20 protein-coding genes and 1 pseudogene are annotated in these 18,014 nt (G+C 57.3%); 5 read left to right on the top strand and 16 right to left on the bottom strand.

Translation table 11 applies throughout. The features are described 5' to 3' along the window. Positions 1-2 precede the first annotated feature (2 nt). Entirely contained in the window at positions 3-737 is a 735-nt protein-coding gene (locus tag FY034_RS13680; RefSeq protein ID WP_265551480.1) for a substrate-binding periplasmic protein, read from the bottom strand. A gap of 154 nt (positions 738-891) precedes the next feature. Here FY034_RS13680 and FY034_RS13675 point away from each other — a divergent pair, with 154 nt between their 5' ends. The 5 genes from FY034_RS13675 to FY034_RS13655 all read left to right on the top strand — a co-directional run bounded on the left by FY034_RS13675 (position 892) and on the right by FY034_RS13655 (position 5,463). Further along, positions 892-2,139 carry a sensor histidine kinase gene (locus FY034_RS13675; RefSeq protein WP_265551479.1) on the top strand — a complete coding sequence of 416 codons (1,248 nt, stop codon included), beginning with the start codon at positions 892-894 and terminating at the stop codon, positions 2,137-2,139. Then, on the top strand, positions 2,136-3,491 hold the full coding sequence (locus FY034_RS13670) for a sigma-54-dependent transcriptional regulator (protein WP_265551477.1): 1,356 nt from the start codon (positions 2,136-2,138) through the stop codon (positions 3,489-3,491). The genes FY034_RS13675 and FY034_RS13670 overlap by 4 nt, the downstream gene beginning before the upstream one ends. A 187-nt stretch (positions 3,492-3,678) precedes the next feature. After that, positions 3,679-4,032 (top strand): hypothetical protein, encoded by a 354-nt coding sequence (locus FY034_RS13665; RefSeq protein WP_265551474.1) that lies wholly within the window; start codon positions 3,679-3,681, stop codon positions 4,030-4,032. A gap of 19 nt (positions 4,033-4,051) precedes the next feature. Continuing rightward, complete coding sequence (locus FY034_RS13660) at positions 4,052-4,567, top strand: hypothetical protein (protein WP_265551472.1); 516 nt, start codon at positions 4,052-4,054, stop codon at positions 4,565-4,567. Between the two features lie 23 nt (positions 4,568-4,590). Continuing rightward, positions 4,591-5,463: a transporter gene (locus FY034_RS13655; RefSeq protein WP_265551471.1), complete on the top strand. Its 873-nt coding sequence runs from the start codon at positions 4,591-4,593 to the stop codon at positions 5,461-5,463. On the opposite strand, the gene larE is transcribed toward FY034_RS13655, so the two are convergent. The 15 genes and pseudogenes from larE to FY034_RS13585 form a co-directional block, all read right to left on the bottom strand. Then, positions 5,454-6,239 carry an ATP-dependent sacrificial sulfur transferase LarE gene (larE, locus tag FY034_RS13650; RefSeq protein ID WP_265551468.1) on the bottom strand — a complete coding sequence of 262 codons (786 nt, stop codon included), beginning with the start codon at positions 6,237-6,239 and terminating at the stop codon, positions 5,454-5,456. The genes FY034_RS13655 and larE overlap by 10 nt on opposite strands. A 43-nt stretch (positions 6,240-6,282) precedes the next feature. Next, entirely contained in the window at positions 6,283-6,759 is a 477-nt protein-coding gene (locus FY034_RS13645) for an RrF2 family transcriptional regulator (protein ID WP_265551466.1), read from the bottom strand. A 101-nt stretch (positions 6,760-6,860) separates the two neighbouring features. After that, positions 6,861-7,592: a ComF family protein gene (locus tag FY034_RS13640; protein WP_265551464.1), complete on the bottom strand. Its 732-nt coding sequence runs from the start codon at positions 7,590-7,592 to the stop codon at positions 6,861-6,863. A 12-nt stretch (positions 7,593-7,604) separates the two neighbouring features. Next, positions 7,605-8,258: a lactate utilization protein gene (locus FY034_RS13635; RefSeq protein WP_265551463.1), complete on the bottom strand. Its 654-nt coding sequence runs from the start codon at positions 8,256-8,258 to the stop codon at positions 7,605-7,607. Further along, positions 8,233-9,621, bottom strand: a complete 1,389-nt coding sequence (locus tag FY034_RS13630; RefSeq protein ID WP_265551461.1) for a sensor histidine kinase — start codon at positions 9,619-9,621, stop codon at positions 8,233-8,235. Before FY034_RS13630 ends, FY034_RS13635 begins: the two co-directional genes overlap by 26 nt. Beyond that, a complete protein-coding gene (locus FY034_RS13625) occupies positions 9,611-10,312 on the bottom strand; it encodes a response regulator transcription factor (RefSeq protein ID WP_265551458.1) in 702 nt (233 codons plus the stop codon). Before FY034_RS13625 ends, FY034_RS13630 begins: the two co-directional genes overlap by 11 nt. A 14-nt stretch (positions 10,313-10,326) precedes the next feature. Further along, entirely contained in the window at positions 10,327-10,704 is a 378-nt protein-coding gene (locus tag FY034_RS13620) for a hypothetical protein (RefSeq protein WP_265551456.1), read from the bottom strand. 112 nt (positions 10,705-10,816) lie between these two features. Next, positions 10,817-11,260: a hypothetical protein gene (locus FY034_RS13615; RefSeq protein ID WP_265551453.1), complete on the bottom strand. Its 444-nt coding sequence runs from the start codon at positions 11,258-11,260 to the stop codon at positions 10,817-10,819. 172 nt (positions 11,261-11,432) lie between these two features. Continuing rightward, positions 11,433-12,386, bottom strand: a complete 954-nt coding sequence (gene hemH, locus FY034_RS13610; protein ID WP_265551451.1) for a ferrochelatase — start codon at positions 12,384-12,386, stop codon at positions 11,433-11,435. 20 nt (positions 12,387-12,406) lie between these two features. Then, positions 12,407-12,577, bottom strand: a complete 171-nt coding sequence (locus tag FY034_RS13605; protein WP_265551450.1) for a hypothetical protein — start codon at positions 12,575-12,577, stop codon at positions 12,407-12,409. 10 nt (positions 12,578-12,587) lie between these two features. Next, entirely contained in the window at positions 12,588-15,281 is a 2,694-nt protein-coding gene (locus FY034_RS13600; RefSeq protein WP_265551448.1) for a hypothetical protein, read from the bottom strand. Between the two features lie 2 nt (positions 15,282-15,283). Next, entirely contained in the window at positions 15,284-16,297 is a 1,014-nt protein-coding gene (locus FY034_RS13595) for a hypothetical protein (protein WP_265551446.1), read from the bottom strand. Between the two features lie 12 nt (positions 16,298-16,309). Further along, positions 16,310-16,387, bottom strand: a pseudogene (locus FY034_RS19055) (prepilin-type N-terminal cleavage/methylation domain-containing protein); the annotation flags it as partial. A gap of 173 nt (positions 16,388-16,560) precedes the next feature. Then, on the bottom strand, positions 16,561-17,220 hold the full coding sequence (locus tag FY034_RS13590; protein ID WP_265551444.1) for a prepilin-type N-terminal cleavage/methylation domain-containing protein: 660 nt from the start codon (positions 17,218-17,220) through the stop codon (positions 16,561-16,563). A 112-nt stretch (positions 17,221-17,332) separates the two neighbouring features. Then, on the bottom strand, positions 17,333-17,869 hold the full coding sequence (locus FY034_RS13585) for a type II secretion system protein (protein WP_265551442.1): 537 nt from the start codon (positions 17,867-17,869) through the stop codon (positions 17,333-17,335). Between the last annotated feature and the right edge of the window lie 145 nt (positions 17,870-18,014).

Raw genomic sequence — 18,014 nt, 5'->3', positions numbered from 1 at the left:
GGCTATTTAGCCAGCTTTGCAGGCAGATAGGGGGCCAGGGTCTGCTTGAAAATGGCATCATAACTGCCATCCCGCTTCATTTCCCGCAGGGTTGCCGCCAGCCGGGGGGCCAGTTTTTCATGTTTTTTGTTGAGATAGAGGAACATCTCTTTGCTTGCCAGGGGAGGCTGGGCGCTAAACAGCTCCTTTAACCCCAGTGTGTGGATCGTGTAGTACGCACCATACAGCTCGGCAAAGGCCAGCTCAATCCGGTCGCTGTCCAGTACCTTGAACAGGCTGGTACGGTTTTCCACTACGGTCAGTTGACGTACATCCTTGATATTCTCCTCGGCGATATACCAGCCCTTGATATAGCCGACATGATAAGGCTTGAGGCTGGCCCAGTTTGGTGTCTTCAGTCCCTTGCGCTTGGAAAAAATCACAAACTGGACATCAATGATCGCCTCCGGCACCCTGATCAGGTGGGGAAACTTCTTTTCCATCCCCTGGACCCGCAGGAAATTGCCGTCATCAATGGCCTGTTCGGCGTTGCTTAAGGAACGTGCCGAGGATACCGGAATAATCTGGACCTCAATCCCCAGCCGTCTGCAGGCCTCACGGATCACCTGATCAGAAAAGCCTTTCTGGTCCTCGGTTGAAAGCGGCGGACGGTCTGCTGTACCTAGAACCAGTGTCTGTCCGGCATGCAGCGGGGCTGCAAGCAGGAGCAGGCATACAAGTTGGAGGAATGTCTTCATTGAACGATTCCTTTTGTTCTGCTTCACGTGACGTTGCTGAAAGTGTAGCTGCTCCCGGTGGTTTGTCAATTGCTATCGCCCGCTTCCCGGTAGTGTTGCGCAAAAAACTGATATCCTGCTTGACCTTGGAGAAACGGCCGTTAGTATAGGGGACATGCCCCGCTCACAATTTACGTACAGCATACTTTTGGGTGGCCTGCTCCTGACGGCGTTTTTACTCTGGCTTGCGGTTGCCAACTATCGTAATGCCGAGCCTGTTGCCCATTCCATTCTGCGCGGTATGTCCCTTTCACTTGGGCAGGCGATAGAGGCGCTGGCGGTGCGTGATCCCTCCCTGAAGACGTTGGCAGGTTTTAGCTCCAGTGATAGCGCCTATTTTTCCCTGCTCGATAAACAGGGGAGGATCCGGTTCCATAGAAACCCGGATCTGATCGGCAGCCGGATTGATGATCAGCGCTTCCAGGCGGTTGTTGCCAGTCCCGTGGTGACTGAAGAGCGGATCAGGCTGGGCACCGGTGAGGTGGTGTTTGAGACGCAACAACAACTGCATCTGCCGGACGAGACGCTGATATTGCGTCTGGCATTGCACACCTGGCAGGCTGATCAGATTATCCGCCGGGCCCGCAGCGGTGTGGTGGTGATTGTGGTGTTGCTGGCTGTCACCTGGGGGTTTGGCGTCTGGGTGTTGCGCCTGCAGAAGCGTGATCTGCAGCGGCTTGAGGCGATGGCCCGCCATGAACAGCTGGTACGGCTGGGGGAGCTGGGGGCGGTGCTGGCCCACGAGGTACGGACGCCGCTGGCAGGTATCAAGGGGTTTGCCCAGTTGTTGCGGGAACGGGTGCAGGAGCCGAGACAACGGGAGTATGCCGGGAAGATTGTGGCCGAGTCGGAGCGTCTTGAGGGGCTGGTGAGCGACCTGCTGGCTTATACCCGCCAGGAAACACTGCAGGATGGCTCTGCAGTAGTGCCGGAGCTGGTGCAGGATGCCTGGGACCAGCTTGCCAAGGAGGCCCTGCAGGCCAAGGTGGCGTTGCAGATAACAGGTGCCGTTGGCAGGCCGGTGGCCTGTCCGGCGGACCGTTTGCGGCAACTGCTGCTCAATCTGTTTACAAACGCCATACAGGCCATGCCACAGGGGGGAAACCTGCGGGTTGAGCTGTCGGATGATGGCGAACAGGCAACCATCATGGTCAGCGATGACGGCCCCGGTTTTGCAGAGGAAAGTCTGAAACGGGCCTTTGATCCGTTTTATACCACCCGTGCCAGTGGCAGCGGGCTGGGCCTGGCGGTCTGTCACAAGATTGCAACCGGTTATGGCGGAACCGTGAGGCTGGCCAATGCCCGTTCAGGCGGGGGGGCTGAAGTTACCCTGCAGTTGCCGCTGGTAAAGGAGTGTGCATGAGCAAAACAGCGCGGATTCTGCTGGTGGAGGATGATGCCACCTTTCGTTCGCTGCTGGCGGCAATCCTTGATGACGAGGGGTATGAGCTGGTGGAGCGGGAGGATGGCAAGGCGGCGCTGAAGACGCTGCAGAGGCAGTCCTTTGACCTGGTGTTGTCAGACCTGCGTCTGCCCGGTCTGAACGGTCTTGATCTGTTTCGCAGGGCGCAGGCGGAAGGGATTGCGCCACCGTTTGTCCTGCTGACCGCCTTCGGGACGGTGGAAGAGGCGGTTGCCGCCATGAAGGAAGGGGTGGCTGACTTTCTGACCAAGCCGTTAAAGGATCCTGATACCTTGCGTCTCCTGGTGCGTCGTATCCTGGCCGGCAGTATGCAGGAGCGCAGCCTGCACGTCTTGCAGGAACGGGATGCCGCCGGACTGCCGCCGGACGAGGTCCTGTTTGCGGGGCAGGCCATGCAGCAGGTACGCAAGCTGATCGGTGATGTGGCCGCCACCCAGGCCACGGTGCTGATTAGCGGTGAGTCCGGTACCGGCAAGGAGCTGGCTGCCCGGATGATCCACCGGGCCAGTCCCCGCCGGGATGCCCCCTTTGTGGCGCTCAACTGTGCCGCCATACCGGAGACCCTGCTTGAGAGTGAGCTGTTCGGCCATGAAAAAGGGGCCTTTACCGGTGCAACCCAGGCCCGTCAGGGCAAGTTTGAACTGGCATCGGGCGGTACCCTCTTTCTGGATGAAATCGGTGAACTGCCGCTGGCGTTGCAGTCGAAGTTCCTGCGTGTATTGCAGGAACGGGTCTTTGAGCGGGTGGGGGGCAGCCGTGAGCTGCGGGCCGATGTGCGGGTCATTGCCGCAACCAACCGGGACTTGGGGGAAGAGGTCAGGGAACGTCGTTTTCGCGAAGACCTTTACTACCGGCTGCATGTCTTTCCGATCCATCTGCCGGCGTTGCGTGACCGCCGCGATGGTCTGACGGTTCTGGTGCAGTACCTGCTGCAGCGTGCAGCCATCCAGACCGGTCGTGAGGTGCAGGGGATCGAGCCACAGGCGTTGGCAGCCGTTGCAGGGTATGGTTGGCCCGGCAACATCCGTGAGCTGCAGAACGTGATTGAACGGGCGGTTATCCTCTGCAAGGGGCAGGTAACGGTTGGGGATCTGCCTGATGGGGTGCGACAGCCTCCTGCTGCCGCAGGAATGACCAAGGCAAGCGGCAGCCTGAGGGATCGTGAGCGAAACGATATCCTGGATGCACTGGCAAGCTGTGGCAATAACCGCAGGCTGGCTGCTGAAAAACTGGGGATTTCGAAAAGGACGTTGCAGTATCGTCTCAAGGAGTATGGCCTGGTCAAGCCCTGAAGCCGTGGTGCAAAAGCTGCAACGGCCGGTGCAGCTTTTGCACCACAAGTCTGTCGCGTGCATCAGTCTGGTGGTATTTATTTCAAGTAATATCAGCTTGTTTGTCTTGTTCTGGTCGTTGGCATGGTTGCTGTAACCGATTGGGTAGCGAGAGCGAATCTCGAACTACTTCAAAGGAGAAACAACCATGAAAACGAGTGCATTTCTGATGGCAGCAGCAGTCCTGACCGTAGTACTGGCCTTTGGCGGTGAATCATTTGCCCGTGGCGGTGGTGCCCGGAATGGTGCCGGCATGGGGCATGGCAGCATGACGCAGAGCCGTACCGCAACACAAACGGCTACCCGGACGCAGACCCGTACGGCAACACAAACCTCTGCCCAGACCCAGGTCCGCCCGGAAGGTTCGCAGCGCCGTGACGGTACCTTCCTGGAGACCGGTACAACCGCCAACGGCTCTACCACCCGCCCTGCCAATGGTCGTGGAGTCATGGATGGAACCGGTATCCACGCAACAACACCGGCAACAACGACCGCACAATAAAACTAGAGGATAGCGAGCAATGAGCGGAACCAGGCATTTCTTTTTCTTGATCGTGGCAGTGGGTGTGGTGGTCATGCTGCAGAGGCCGGCCGAAGCCTTTTGGGGCTTTGGTTCCGGCAACGATGGAGGGACAAGCGGCCTGGATCTGGTACAGGGGTATGACCGCAACACGGTGGTAACGGTTACCGGTCGTGTTGCGGCTCCTGTTAACCCGGAGCTTGATCCACTAACGGTGGTGGTGGCGGCCGGGGCAGAGCGGATTATCGTTGTGTTGGGACCGCGTTGGTATCTGCAGGATGATCCTCTGGACTGGAAGGCTGGGGACAGCGTGACGGTGCGCGGTTCAAAGGCCCAGGGCAAGGATGGCCGCAGCTACCTGCTGGCCCAGTGGATCAGCAGCCCATCCGGCGGTCAGTTGCTGTTGCGCAACGAAAACGGACGCCCCGGCTGGGCCGGTGGTTTTAAAGGCGGCCAGCAGGGGCCCGCAGGCCAGCAGCAGCATGGCGGAACAGGCAGCGGCCGGAGAGGGCGCTGATTATTGAAACAGGAGGGGGAGTTGTGAACAGTTTTCTTGATCGTAAGCAGGTCTGTGGCATGGTCTCCGGTTTTGTGCTCGGTCTGGGTATCGTGCTGACAGCCGGCCCTGTCCGGGCTGAAGATAGTGAACATCGTCTGGGGCAGGGGGTCTCGTTTGCTGCCGGTATCGGTGCCGAGGTCACCCATGGTGATTATGGCAGCAATGCCGATGCAACGGTGGTAACCCTGCCGGTGCTGCTGGCCGTGAACCCGACCGAGGCCATTGATATGACCCTGGAACTGCCAATGGTCTTTTTGAGCAGCAGAAGCGGGTCAGGCTTTGTGGTCACCCAGTCCGGCGGGGGAGGCCGGGGGCGTCGAGCCGGCGGTACAACCAGCACTACTACGACTGCCACCAGCACTACCGTCACTGAGGCAGGGCTGGGGGATATCAGTCTCTCTGCCGGCTGGACGGTGCTGCCGGATGGGGAACAGAGTCCAAGGGTCCGGCCTACCCTGTATCTGAAGGCCCCGACCGGTGATAAGGACCGCGGGCTGGGGACCGGTACTCTTGAGGCGGGCCCAGGGCTGTCGGTCTCAAAATGGTTGGGGGATGTCCAGCTGTTTGCTGACGCAGCCTATATCTTCCAGGACAGTACCAGCAGTTATCAGGGGAAAAACTACGTCAGTTACAGTGCCGGTGCCGGTCTGCAGGCAATGGACCGCCTGTTTGTCTCGCTGTATGCAAAAGGCTCATCGACCAGGGTGGAGGGCGGTACGGCACCGGTTGAAGGGCGCGTGAAGCTTAATTTTCTGCAGTCACGCCGGATATCATGGGAACTCTACGCCCTGGCCGGCTTTACCGATGCCAGTCCGGCAGCCGGTGGCGGCATGTTGCTGATGTATCAATTCTGATCCATGCTGCCACTGCGGTAGCCTGCCGGATCAAGAATGACCTCGGCAAAACCGGCTTTTCTGCAGATAGCCTCAAGTTGATCACGTACGTCGGGGAGCTTGGCCTGTGCCAGCTCCCCTTTTTCAAACTCAAGCCTGGCCGTTGTTCCGAGGTTTCTCACCCGCACCACGCTGAACCCCAGTTCCCTGACTGCTGTCTCGGTCTGCGCAACCTGTTGCAGGGCCTGCGGGGTAATGGTCGTATGGTGGGGGAAACGGGTCAGCAGGCAGCTTTGAGCCGGTTTGTCCCAGCCGGGCAGCCCCAGCTGCCTGCTGAGCAGGCGCACATCCTGCTTGCTGAAGCCGGCTTCGGTGAGGGGACTGAGCACTCCCAGCTCGGCAAGCGCCCTGCTGCCGGGGCGATGGGCCTTCTGGTCGTCACAGGTGCTGCCGTCTGCCAGATTCCAGTGCGGTGGGAGGGCGTTGAAACAGTCCTTGAGCAGGGCCTGCTTGCACAGGTAGCAGCGTTCAGGCGGGTTGTTGAGCAGGTCCGGCACCCTGGCAGGGTCAAAGGGGATGATCAGGTGGCGGACCCCGATCTGGCGGGCAAACCGGGCAGCATCGTCCTGTTCCTGTCTGAAATGATAGGGGGCATCAACCGTGATGGCGCAGCAACGGTCGCCCAGGGTGTCATGGGCAACCTTCAACAGCAGAGTAGAATCAACCCCTCCTGAAAAGGCTACGGCAAGAGGGGTTGAACGGGTCAGGATGGCTTTCAGGCGCTGGTAGTGGATCACAATTTCCGATGGTGGTGCAGCGGTGATGCAAGCGGGTCCGAGGTCAGATGTAGTACATCATCTTGCTGGCCTGATCCTTCTCAATCCCCATCTCCTGGCCGCGCTGGCAAAGGGTCTCCAGGGTCAGCTTGCCAAACAGATCAGCCAGCAGATCATTGGCATCTTTCCAGACGGTCTGGGTCACGCAGTTACCTTCAAAAGGACACTCATTCTTGCGGCGGCGGGTTTTCTTGCCCTGGCCGGCACAATCCACCAGCAGTGCGTCCTGTTCAGTGGCCCGGATAATTTCGAGCACCGTGATCTGATCCGGTGTCCTTGCCAGGGTGTAGCCACCTTGAGGCCCTCGTTTGCTTTTCAGTATCCCTGCTTTTTTCAGGTTCTGGAAGATCTGCTCCAGGTAGCGGGGGGAGATCAGCTGACGGCGTGAGATGTCCTGGATTTGCGCCGGTGCTGTGCCCGTGTGATACGCAATATCAAAAAGGGCCCGCAGACCATAGCGACTCTTGGTAGATAACCGCATACACAATCCTCCTGAAAATCTGTTTACGGTTATCGGTATATGATACTGCAGTGTCGTTGTCAAGAACTTTGGGCTGGATTATCCAATGATTACGTATGAATTCAGGGAGCGTGGGCAACGGTAACCGCCGACACGGTGCGGCAGCCCGCCCGCTGCAGCACCAGGGCGCATTCTGCCAGGGTGCTGCCGGTGGTAAAGACGTCATCCACCAGCATGACATGGCGATTGTTGACACTGTCCGGGGCCGTAACGGCAAAGGCTCCCCGCAGGTTGGTGGAGCGCTGTTCGCGGCTCAGTTCCATCTGGGGGGGCGTGGGACGGGTCCGCGTCAACCCCTGCCGCAGCAGCGGAATCTGCCATTGGCGGGAAAGCAGATCCCCCAGCAGCACCGCCTGGTTAAAGCCGCGGCTGCGCAGACGGCTGGGATGTAACGGCACCGGCACCAGCAGGTCTGGTTGCTGGGCGGCTACAAACGGGGCCAGCAGCTCTGCCGTTATAAGTCCCAGGGGACGACGCAGGTATGATTTGCCGTTGTATTTGAAGTGGTGAATCAGGTCGCGGCAGGCACCTTCATAGCGCAATGCGGCCCTGGCTGCCGTATAGGGTGGCGGTGCAGCGATACAGCGGCTACAGGGGTGGTCATCCCCGGCAGACTGAAAGGGGATGCCGCAGATTGAGCAGACCGGCGAGCCTGCGAGTGGCAGGTCCGCCCGGCAGTCGGGGCAGATATGCAGCCTGCCTGCATCGGGGACCGGTTTATGGCAGATATGGCAGCGCGGAGGCAGCAGCAGATCCTGCAGGGCGGTTGCGAGCGTGCGGAAAAAGTGCTGCATGGCTACCGGTGGTTACAAACCGAGGTCAGCGTTGACCACCAGAACCCGCAGGTCGGTAAAGCGGGGTTTGCGATCAATGATCGTAGTAACCCGGCAGAGCCGGTCGGGTGAGTTACAGTTGCTGCAAAAACCGGTCTTGGCGCAGGGGGTGTTGAAGCTGAGCCGTTTGGCATTGGGCGGGGTTGCCCACTGTTTTACCCGCTGAATCGCCTCCTGCGGTGTGCCGTCCACCAGTTTGTTGCGACCCACCACCACAATCACCCTGCGAGGGCCGAAGAACATCGCTGCAACCCGGTTGCCGGTCGCATCAATGTTGATCAGCTCTCCTGAGATGGTAAGTGCATTGCTGCCGGAGAGAAACAGGTCGCAGGTCAGTTGGCGGCGCATGATCTCCATCTTCTGGTCCCGCGACAGAGCACTGCTGCTGTGGTTGAGGATCTCTTTGCCCTGATCGGCAAGGGTTTGCTGGACCGCCAGGTCGGTAATGGTCATGGAACCGCCAAAACCGATGCTTGCGGCATCGGCTGCTCCCTCAAGGATATAGTTCCGGGCATCATCGGGGGTCCGGCAGAAGACGGCGGTAAAGCCGTTGGTCCCCAGGGCCTCCACCGCCTTCTGGCATTTTTGTTCCCAGCTCCAGTCAGTCAGTTCTTCGGTCATGCTCATGCAATCCTCCGGTAGTAGCAGGTAGTGTAATGCTGAAACAGGTGCCGTTGCCGGGTGAACTGCTGGCGGCAATAGTGCCGTTGTGGGCGGCAACCAGCTCTTTGACAATGGCCAGTCCCAGGCCCAGGCCGCCATCCCTTCCCTTGGCGAAGCGTTCAAAGACATGGGGCAGCAGCTCAGCCGGGATACCTGACCCGCTATCGCTGACCTCAATATAACGTGCCTGCGGCGTTGCTGAAAGATGAATTTCCAGTCGCCCGCCATGGGGCATGGCCTTCAAGGCGTTTGAGATCAGGTTGGTGATGATTTGGGTGAAGCGGTCCGGGTCGATCCAGGCACTAACCGTCTGGTCGCCGGTCAGGGTGATGGTGACCTGCTGTTCTTCAGCGCTGCGGCTGAATCGGGAAATGATCCCCTGCAGCAGCGGCAGCAGGAGAAACTCCTGGCGCTGGAGCTGCAGTCCGGCGGCCTGTGCCCTGCTCAGTTCGTCCACACCGTCCAGGATGGTTGCCAGCCGGGTAGCCTCATCATGCAGTGACTGTAATGCCTCCGGGGTGGTGGGCAGCAGCCCGTCGATCATCCCTTCCAATTCTCCGCGGATGATCATCAGCGGTGTCCGCAGCTCATGGGCCGCGTTTGAAACCAGCTGTTTGCGCAGTTGCTCCTGTGCCTCCAGGCTGTCAGCCATCCGGTTGAAGGCGGCCGCCAGACGGCCGATTTCATCGTTGCCTTCAGCCCGGACCCTGGGGCCCGGGGCGCCGCTTGCCAGCCCCTCTGCGGCAGCCGTCAGCTCCTGCAGGGGGCGCGAGATGCGCCGGGCTGCCAGAAAGCTGAGTATGACGGCTGTCAGTCCGAGTCCCAGCAGGGAGTAGATCAAAAACTGATTTGAGGAGCGGATAAAGAACGCTTCATAGATCGGGTGGGGTAGCTGCAGGTCCAGATGGCCGATCTCTTCGCCCCTGAGAAAGAGGGGGTAGCTCTGGAATTCGGAGGTCTCCGGCGGAAGCGGTCGCCTGCTGCTTGAGGCGGCAATGCGCTGCTGCATCACCGGAGACAGGCTTGCCAGGGCTTGCCCGGTGTCCATCACCAGCCGGTTGTCAACATCATACAGCCGTAGCTCGATACCGGAAAGCCAGGCCCAGACCAGGTCATTGGCAACCTGGTCCTGCTGCCAGCCGCCCGACTGCTCGTAGCGTCCCTCAAGCACCGCCTGTACCTGGTAGAGGCGATCAAGCATCCGTCCTTCTCCAAAGGCCTTGAAGTCACGGATCACAAAATTTCTGAGCAGAATGGAGGAGGAGAGGGCGATCAGGATCACCAGACCGAGCAGCACCAGCAGTTTGCGTTGCAGGTTAAACGGCATCCCGCTCTCCGCTGAAGAGGTAGCCGATCCCATAGACCGTCTTGATGAACTCAGGCTTGCGGCTGTCCAGCTCGATCTTCTGGCGCAGGTTTTTGATATGGGCATCAACGCTGCGTTCATAGCCGTCAAACTGGTATCCCAGCGCCTTTGAAACCAGTTCATCCCGGCTGTAGGTCCGGCCGGGAGAGGCTGCCAGCGCTTGCAACAGTTTGAATTCGGTGGGGGTGACACTGCAGGACTCGCCACGGCAGGTCACGGTATGGCGGCGGCTGTCCAGGATCAGCGTGCCGTTGTTGAAGCTTATGGGATGCTCGCCGGCTCCGGCCCCGTCGTAGCGTTTCAAAACCGCCTTGACACGGTAGACCAGTTCGCGGGGAGAGGCCGGTTTGACCACATAGTCGTCAGCCCCCAGGGCAAAACCGGTGATCCGTTCTTCTTCGGAGGATTTGGCGGTCAGCATGATCACCGGAAACGATCCCAGGTCTTTGAGTTCCTGGCAGAGCTCTTCACCGCTTTTGTCCGGTAGCCCCAGGTCCAGGATCACCGCCAGCGGAAGCTCCGTCTCGGCTTTTTCCAATGCAGCACGTGCGGTGTCGGCGTGGATGACCCGAAAGTCTGCCCCTTCAAGGTAGGCCTTGATGATACGGGCAATCTTCAGGTCGTCTTCAACGATCAGAATGGGAGGCTGCATGGCATGTTGTCCAGTTAGCGGATGGAACGGATCCGTCCGGTGCGTTTGTCGATTATGACCCGGTCAAGCAGTGATCCATCGGCATTGGTGATATCGGCAATATACCCCATGCGGACCTCCCTGTGCAGGGATATTTGCGCTGCTGGAACGTTAAAAAAGATTCTCAGCCGTTCCTTTGCCTCATCCGGTGTTTGCAGCGGCTGGCGGGCACCGTAGTGATCGGCATGCCGGCGGGGACAGTAATCACCAAAGGGGTGCGGTCCCATTTCACCGGCTTTATGTCTGCCGCGCCATCCCGGGCCCTGGCCGGGTTCAACCTCTTCTGCTGCTGACGGCAGAACGGTCAGCACCAGAAGTGCCAGCAACAGGTATGTGGAGAGAAAATATTTCATCAAAACCCTCGACTTCATCGGGACCGGAGGCAGAGAAGGCACAGAGAAAGCAGGCGCCCACTCCGGCAGCCTGTTTCCTCTGTGTACCCCATCTCCGCCAGTTAGTCAGCCCTTATTTGGCGGCTGCCGGCGGTGCCACCATCGGGCAGTCCATTTGCATCATACCCATACCCATACCCATACCGCCACCACGCATCCCTTTGTGGCCGCGTTTGCCCATCATACCCATCGGCAGGCCTGCCTTGGTGCGGGCATCCATCATCTTCGTGCGCAGTTCAACCATCTCACCCTGCAACTTCTTGATGACTGCCTGATCAGGCGCGTCCTTGATCAGCTCTTTCTGCAGCTGCATATGCTTGGCATGCATCTCTTCGCGGATCGGCAGTGTGTCAGCAATGAATTTCTTCATTTGCGGGGTCATCGTGCCTGCCTGACCCATTTGGGCGCCCATGCCAGCCCCCATACCGGCACCCGGACCCATACCCGGCATGGCCATGGATGCGCCGGCAACTGCAACTGCTGCTACAACGGTAAGTGCGAGAAGTGATTTTTTCATGATCTTGTTCCTCCCTGTCTTGGTAGTGGTTGGCAACCAACCTGTGTGTGATGGTGCTACCATACCAAGGCAGATGGAAGATCCTGTGAAGGGATTATGAACAATTATGAAGATTGAAAACATGCTGCGGAGGCCGTCTGCTGCGCTGGCGGTGCGTGCTTCTGTGCCTGCCTTAGGGGGCTTTAAGTGCCTGACGGACCAGCTCTGCCAGGCAGCTGATAAAGGCCGGAGAGCTGTTGAGCGATTCCGTGCGCCGGAAGTTGCTGATTCCCAGTTTGTGGGCCTCTGCGGCATATTCAATGTCAATCTCATGCAGCGTTTCAATATGGTCTGACACAAAGGAGAGCGGCACCACCAGCAGATTTCTGCAACCGCTTGCTGCCAGCTCCTTCAGTGTGTCATCGGTGGATGGCTCAAGCCATTTGACCGGCCCGGCCCGTGATTGAAAGGCCAGCCGGTGTTGCACCCCCTCAAACCGTTCCATCACCAGCCGGACGGTGGTCTGGATCTGTTCAAGGTAGGGATCGCCTTCGGCAATAAACGACTGCGGCAGGGAGTGGGCCGAGAAAAGCAGCTGTACGCCAGCGCGGTCAGGGAAGGATGCCAGCCCGGCTTCAACCTTTTCCGCCAGGGCATCGATGTAGAGCGGGTGGTTGTAGAAGTGGGGAATCCGCACGACCTCCAGGTCGCTATCCAGATCAGCCAGACAACGGGTCAGGTCATTGAAGCTGGAGCCGCTGGTGGCGCGGGAGTAGTGGGGGTAGAGCGACAGGGCCACCAGCTTCCTGACGCCGTTTTTACGCAGCCGGGCCAGCGTCTCTGCCGTAAAGGGATGCCAGTAGCGCATGCCCACATGGCAGGGGATACCGAGCTCTGCAGCAAGCATCTCCGCCTGGGCCTGGGTCAGTTTCTGGATAGGGGACCTGCCGCCGATCTCGCGGTATTTTTCCATGACCGCGGGGGTGCGCCGCCTGACAATCATCCGTGCAATCAGCGGTTGCAGCCAGGCAGGACCGATCTTGATGATCTCCCGGTCGCTGAAAAGATTGAGCAGGAACGGGCGGACCGCCTCCAGGGAGTCGGGGCCACCCATCTGCAGCAGAAGTATGGCTGTAGTATCAGACAATCAACGCTCCTTTCTGATGGTCAGCGCTTGGCAAGCCAGAGCATAATACAGGCACTGCCGCACATAACCGAGAGGGTGCCATAGCGCGCCCTGGAAAACATTTCCGCATACCCGGCAGCGGGAGGCACCGCCAGCAAATAATAGCCCAGAATAATAAGAACAGTACCCAGCAACAAGAGAGTCGATTTCATGCAGAGCCTATCAATGATCGTTGGCCTGATCACCTGAACCATAGTTTATATCGCACTGCTCATCTGTATCTGCAGTCTGTGCTGTTGTGAAATCAATGGATCCCAGTGCGCTTCCCCCGCAGTTGCCCAGGTTGCGCTGGTATCGATAGACCCTCTGTCCTGGGTAGAGCAGGTTCGTGCCACTGCTGATTTCGCTGCCATTGCCGACATTGTTTCGACAGACGCCATTAATGATAAAGTCATAGGTGCTGCCCGTGCTGTTCCAGACTCTGTATGATCCGCAGCTTACCTTGACTGTGGCAGAGCAGCTGCTGCTGCCGCCGGCATTGCTGACCGTCAGGGTGTAGATGGTTGTACCTGGGGTGGTGAGGCTGCCACTGGTACAACTTCCTCCGGTTGAGCCGGTAAAGTCTGAGCAGGTACCTCCCGGTGCGATGGACCAGCTGCCATTGGCCGGACCATTGCTGATCGTCCAGTTGAAGGTGGTTGTGCCACTATACGCAACGCTGGTCGGTGAGGCGGATAAGGTGCAGCTGGGTACCGGTGCCGGTGCAATGGTAATGGTATAGCTTCGGGATACCGTGTTGCTGCACTTGTCGGCGGTACAGGAGTCATCTACCGAAACTAGGACGGTATTATAGGTTCCTGCCGTTGTCGGTGTGCCGCTGATTACACCGGCACTGCTTAACGATAGCCCGGGTGGAAGGTTGCTGGCGGTAACGCCGCTAATAGAAGCGGAACTCCAGCGCCAGTTTGAATAGGGGGCTGTTCCCCCGCTTGCGCTTAAGGTGGCTGAATAGGCTGTGCCAACCGTCCCTGCCGGAAGTGAACTCGGCGAGATGGTTGCCAGCGGGCAGGAACCGAGTGATTTCAGGGCGAAGTTTTTAATGTATCCCCACTGGTGGGCACCGCCGGTTGCCTCGGTAAAACCGACCTTGTATTGGTTTAAGGCTGTAGGTAGGTCAGTACAGTAGCTCATGTCCGGAGTCGTTGTGTCATTGGCATCCAGGTTGCTGTTGCCTCGGTCGACCCACAGCTTGATCAGTGCTTTGGTGGTACAGCTGTTTGTCTCACACTGGCTGCAGTCGCTGTTACAGCGGGTATGCAGCTCAACCCTGGCATTATGGTTGTCGTAGGTTGCGTTGCAGCCGGTATTTTCAAGCCAGGTGACCGGATAGTTCTGGCCCGTCTTGTTGCCATAAAGACAACCGCTGCTGGTTGTTGTGCAGGCAGGATTACTACCTGAATTATGGGTGTTGTCGCTAAAAAGGCCGGTCAGTGTGCCGGATGTATGACTAAAACCGTTGACAACCGCAACATGGTTATAGCTGCCGGCTGGATCGTTACGGCTTCCACTGGGATAGATATCAAACTCAAGTGCCATGCTGTTACCGGGTAACCCGCAGTAGGCCAGATATTCTCCCAGCCCCCCCCAGACCGAGCAGTCGTAGCGCGGGTTCGTGATAGCGTTGTAACTGCTGCCGGTTCCGCAGTAGCTGGTTGGGTTGTTGGCCTGCATCAGGGTAAAGGTGTAGCCGTCTGCCAGGTTTGAGCTGGTGCCAGAAGTATCAATGCCCGAATAGCAGAAATGCCAGTAAGCCCGCATGGTTTTGCCGGGTAATGGCAGGTTTTGCGGGTACCAGACACAGGCAGAGGTGTTGTTGTTGTTGAGGCCGAACTCAATCAGGCTTGGGTCCGAGGTGTTGAACCCCGGGTTGCTCGGGTCTTGTATCGGTGTATCCGGTGTGGTGCCGGGGGGGATTACACCAGGCCCCGTGCTGGTTGAGCAGACCCCGCCTACAACCGTTTTTATACTGAGCCTCCGCTCAACATAGGGTGGAGAGGCGTTACTGATATCAGAATCCTGGACTCTGACCGTTATGGGATAGTCTGTGGTTGCGGTGGGGATTGGTGCTGTCCCTGAAAGTTGTATGTTCTGGTAGGTTCCTGTTGAAAAGGTTGGGCAGCCGGGTATGGTTTCGGTGCCACCTTTGGCAATTATGCTGCCCGGCATGACCCCGTTGATGCACCACCTGTATTGGCCGGCAGTTGAAGGCGCACCACCGGCAGCGTAGATTGTGGCACTATACTGGCCACCGGAACAGGTCCGTGGCAGCTCGTTGTTGATGATCGTCAAGCGGCCGCCTGTTGCTCCATAGCAACCGGCTCTGCTCTTCAGTTCTTCAAGGGGGATCATCCGGTACAGATCGGTCTGGTAGCTTGCCAGGGTTGTCAGACTGGTAATGGCTGTTGATGCGGTTACAGCCGTGCCGTTCATGGTGGTCTGGATGCTGTAGTCGTCTCCACCGCTTACGATCGCAAAGGCCATGCTGATGGAGCTTTCACCCAGGTTTGTGGTGATCCTGCCGCATAACCCGCCACCGGTAGCCGTATTCGTCAGGTTCTGATCGTAGAGGTAGACAAGCGGTTTTCCCCAGGCATCATACGGAGTTGGAAGAATAGCCTGGAATTCAGCGGTGGTGGGAAGCCTGCCCTGGGCTACTGACCAGCTGATAATCGCTTCAACAGCACTGTTGATGGTTCTTTTGGTGTCAGTAATCTTGCCTCTGGCAATTAGCGGACCCATCAAGGCGTACCCAGCCATGACCAGTGCGCCGATCAGTACCAGGAGCATGATAATATTGAGTAGGGCCATGCCGGAGCGGGCGGATGCGAAGTGGAATCTGGAGCGGCTAAAGTACATGATTACTGTGCGTTGATGGTCAGGACCAACTGCTTGTAGGCAATGCTGTCGTTGGTGCCTGAGCTATCGTTATTATCTCTGACAAAGATAGAAAGTGATTGTGACATGGTGGTGTAATATATCCCTGCTGCCCAGGTAGAGCCAACGGCGCCGCCTGAGGCAAGTTGCCAGTATGTGGCGTAGTTTGCACCGGTTATTGGCTGGTTGGCAGCAGCAGCGGTGTGGCTCTGGATGGCCGTGTAAATTTTGCCATCGGTACCGGTTACATTGACGGTCGGCAGGCCACTGATCAGGATGTTGTCAGACTGTATCCACGAGGATTCAGCCAGGGATGCGCAATCCGTATTGAAGGGGATATTGGAGGTGCCAGCTGTGTTTTTGAAGGTCATGTTGGCGGGGACCGCACCTGCACTGTTTTGCAGGCACCAGCGGTATCTGCCCACGGAGCTGAAGGGAACTCCGCCGTCAGCATAGATGGTTGCCGTGTACGTGGTCTGGTTATAGGCGTAGGGCAGCTCGTTATTCGCAACCTTGAGTTGTGCCCCCTGACAGCCCACCTTGCTGCGCAGTTCGTCCAGCGTAGCCCAGCGAACCAGATCGCTGGTGGTATTGGCGGCAACGGTGGTTGCGGAGGAAATAGCTGTAGTGGTAACGGCGACTCCGCCGCTTGTTGTGTCGGTTACTGCATCATCCCCCTGGCTCAGGATAAGATAGGCCACATTCGGGATACTGGCCCCGGTGTTTGAATCAGTCAGGGTGATAGAGGTCGAACGCCGCCCGCAAATAGTGTCTTTTGTCGGTGTGGCACTGTACAGGTTCGTATCGTACAGATAAATAAAAGTATGATTCCAGGCATCAGTCGGTGTCCGCACAACATTTTTAACGTCAGTGGTGCCACCCGCACTATCCGGCAGCCGATTGTTACCTGATGCCCAGCTGTTGATTGCTTCCACTGCCGCACCCAGATTGTCTCTGCTTTGCCGCACCTTGATCGCAACGGTCAGTGGGCCTATCATAGACATACCCAGAGCAATGAGCAGGCCAATCACAACGAGTGAGATTGCAAGTTCAACCAAGGTAAAGCCTTGTGATCGCGTAGCGTTCACCGTATGCTCCTAGTAGTAAGTACTGATTGTTTTTGTAACCATGGGCAAACGTGGTTAACCGCGTGAGCCATCTTACCTTAACTGTCTAAAAAGGCAACTGCACCGCTGGAAACGAAAAAGATAAAAAAAGGAGGCCGTTGGCCTCCTTTTTTTGCTGAGTTATTAACGCATCGCTAGAGTGCTCTGCACAAGGTGTATTCGCTTGCTTCCGAATACGGGGCTGCGGCAGCAGCTCCGGGTACGGTGTTGGTGCCTGCGGTGCCCAGTGTTGCGCGCACAGAGCCTGCCGTGGGGTCACCATCATCCAGCTGCTTGTCAAGTGCTGCAGCAGCCTTGCCGGGAACTTGGCTCAAGCAGACATTGATACCGGATGCTGCCCCGGTGACCGCTGTCGTGTTGTTGAATACGCCGACCAGGCCGTTAAAACCGTTATTTGGCAGCGCTGCTGCGCCTGCTGCGGTGATACTGCCCGGTACAAAACCGGCGGCCTTGACATGTTGCCAAAAACTGGTTGTCTCAACGGCACCGTTTGTAAAGGTGTTGGCAACCAAAGCACCAAGGTTGCCATCGCTGTTTCCAGCAGCCGTAACAGAAGCCCATGCACCGCCCCGTGCCGTCAGGGTTGCCAATGGGCCGTCATCCCCCGGTTTTCTCTGGTAGCGGTCAATGTAGCCGTTATAGGCGACAAAAATGCTGTTCATGTCTGATACGGCCCGCTTTATTTTGGCATTGTCGACAAGCTCCTGCCCTTTGAGAATAGCTCCCAGCAGGATGCCGATAATGATCAGTACAATGGCAAGTTCAACCAAGGTAAAACCCTTTGCGTTCTGCATGCAAACTCTCCTTATGTAAGCCTCAGGTGGTGGACGTATTAAACTATGCAGGGAGGCCTTTTCCGGCCTCCCTGCATAGTGATGAATCTTGCTGACCCTTGCTGTTAGATGGTTAAGGAATAGTTTTGTCAAAGAAATAGACTACAGGCACTAGTGCTCCTGTTGCAGTCCATGCGGCTCCTACATTTGCGGTGCCAGCAGCTCCGCACGAGCGAACCCGACCTTTTGTTCCATCAGAGATACCATCAATTGCAAGATCAAGCTGGCTTGCAGTAGTGTCAGGAACATTGGTAATAAGCATAATGTTCCGTGCGACGGTAGCACCGGCTTTACATGGATCTGTAACTGAGGCGATGTCAAAAGTCACATCGGAGATGGTGTCTGCAGGGTAGGCAATGCTCTCGTTGCCAAGAGCTGTTTTGAGCGCGGTAAAACTTGTAATCTGTCCACTGGTGCTGCCAGGAAAAGATCCTTTTTTGTCATAGTAGGTCATGATTGGTACTTCCCACTTGGTTGGTGCCTGAATAACGCCTTTGACCTTGGCGTTTTCAATCAGGTCGTTGCCTTTGATAACCGCTCCGAGGATGATGCCGATAATGACCAGAACCACAGCCATTTCAATCAGGGTAAAGCCTTTGTTGTTGCGCATCCCAAACCTCCTGTTTGCTTGGTGTATGTAAGTAATTGATATTTACTGGTTTAAAGAATACAGCAAAAATAAATTTTGTAAACAATCAACCAAGCATAAAAAAATATCAAGAGAAATCAGCTCCTATTGGTGCTTATTTACAAAT

Source organism: Trichlorobacter lovleyi, from assembly GCF_015239775.1.
Lineage (GTDB): Bacteria > Desulfobacterota > Desulfuromonadia > Geobacterales > Pseudopelobacteraceae > Trichlorobacter > Trichlorobacter lovleyi_B.
This window is presented reverse-complemented; position numbering and strand designations above follow the sequence as displayed.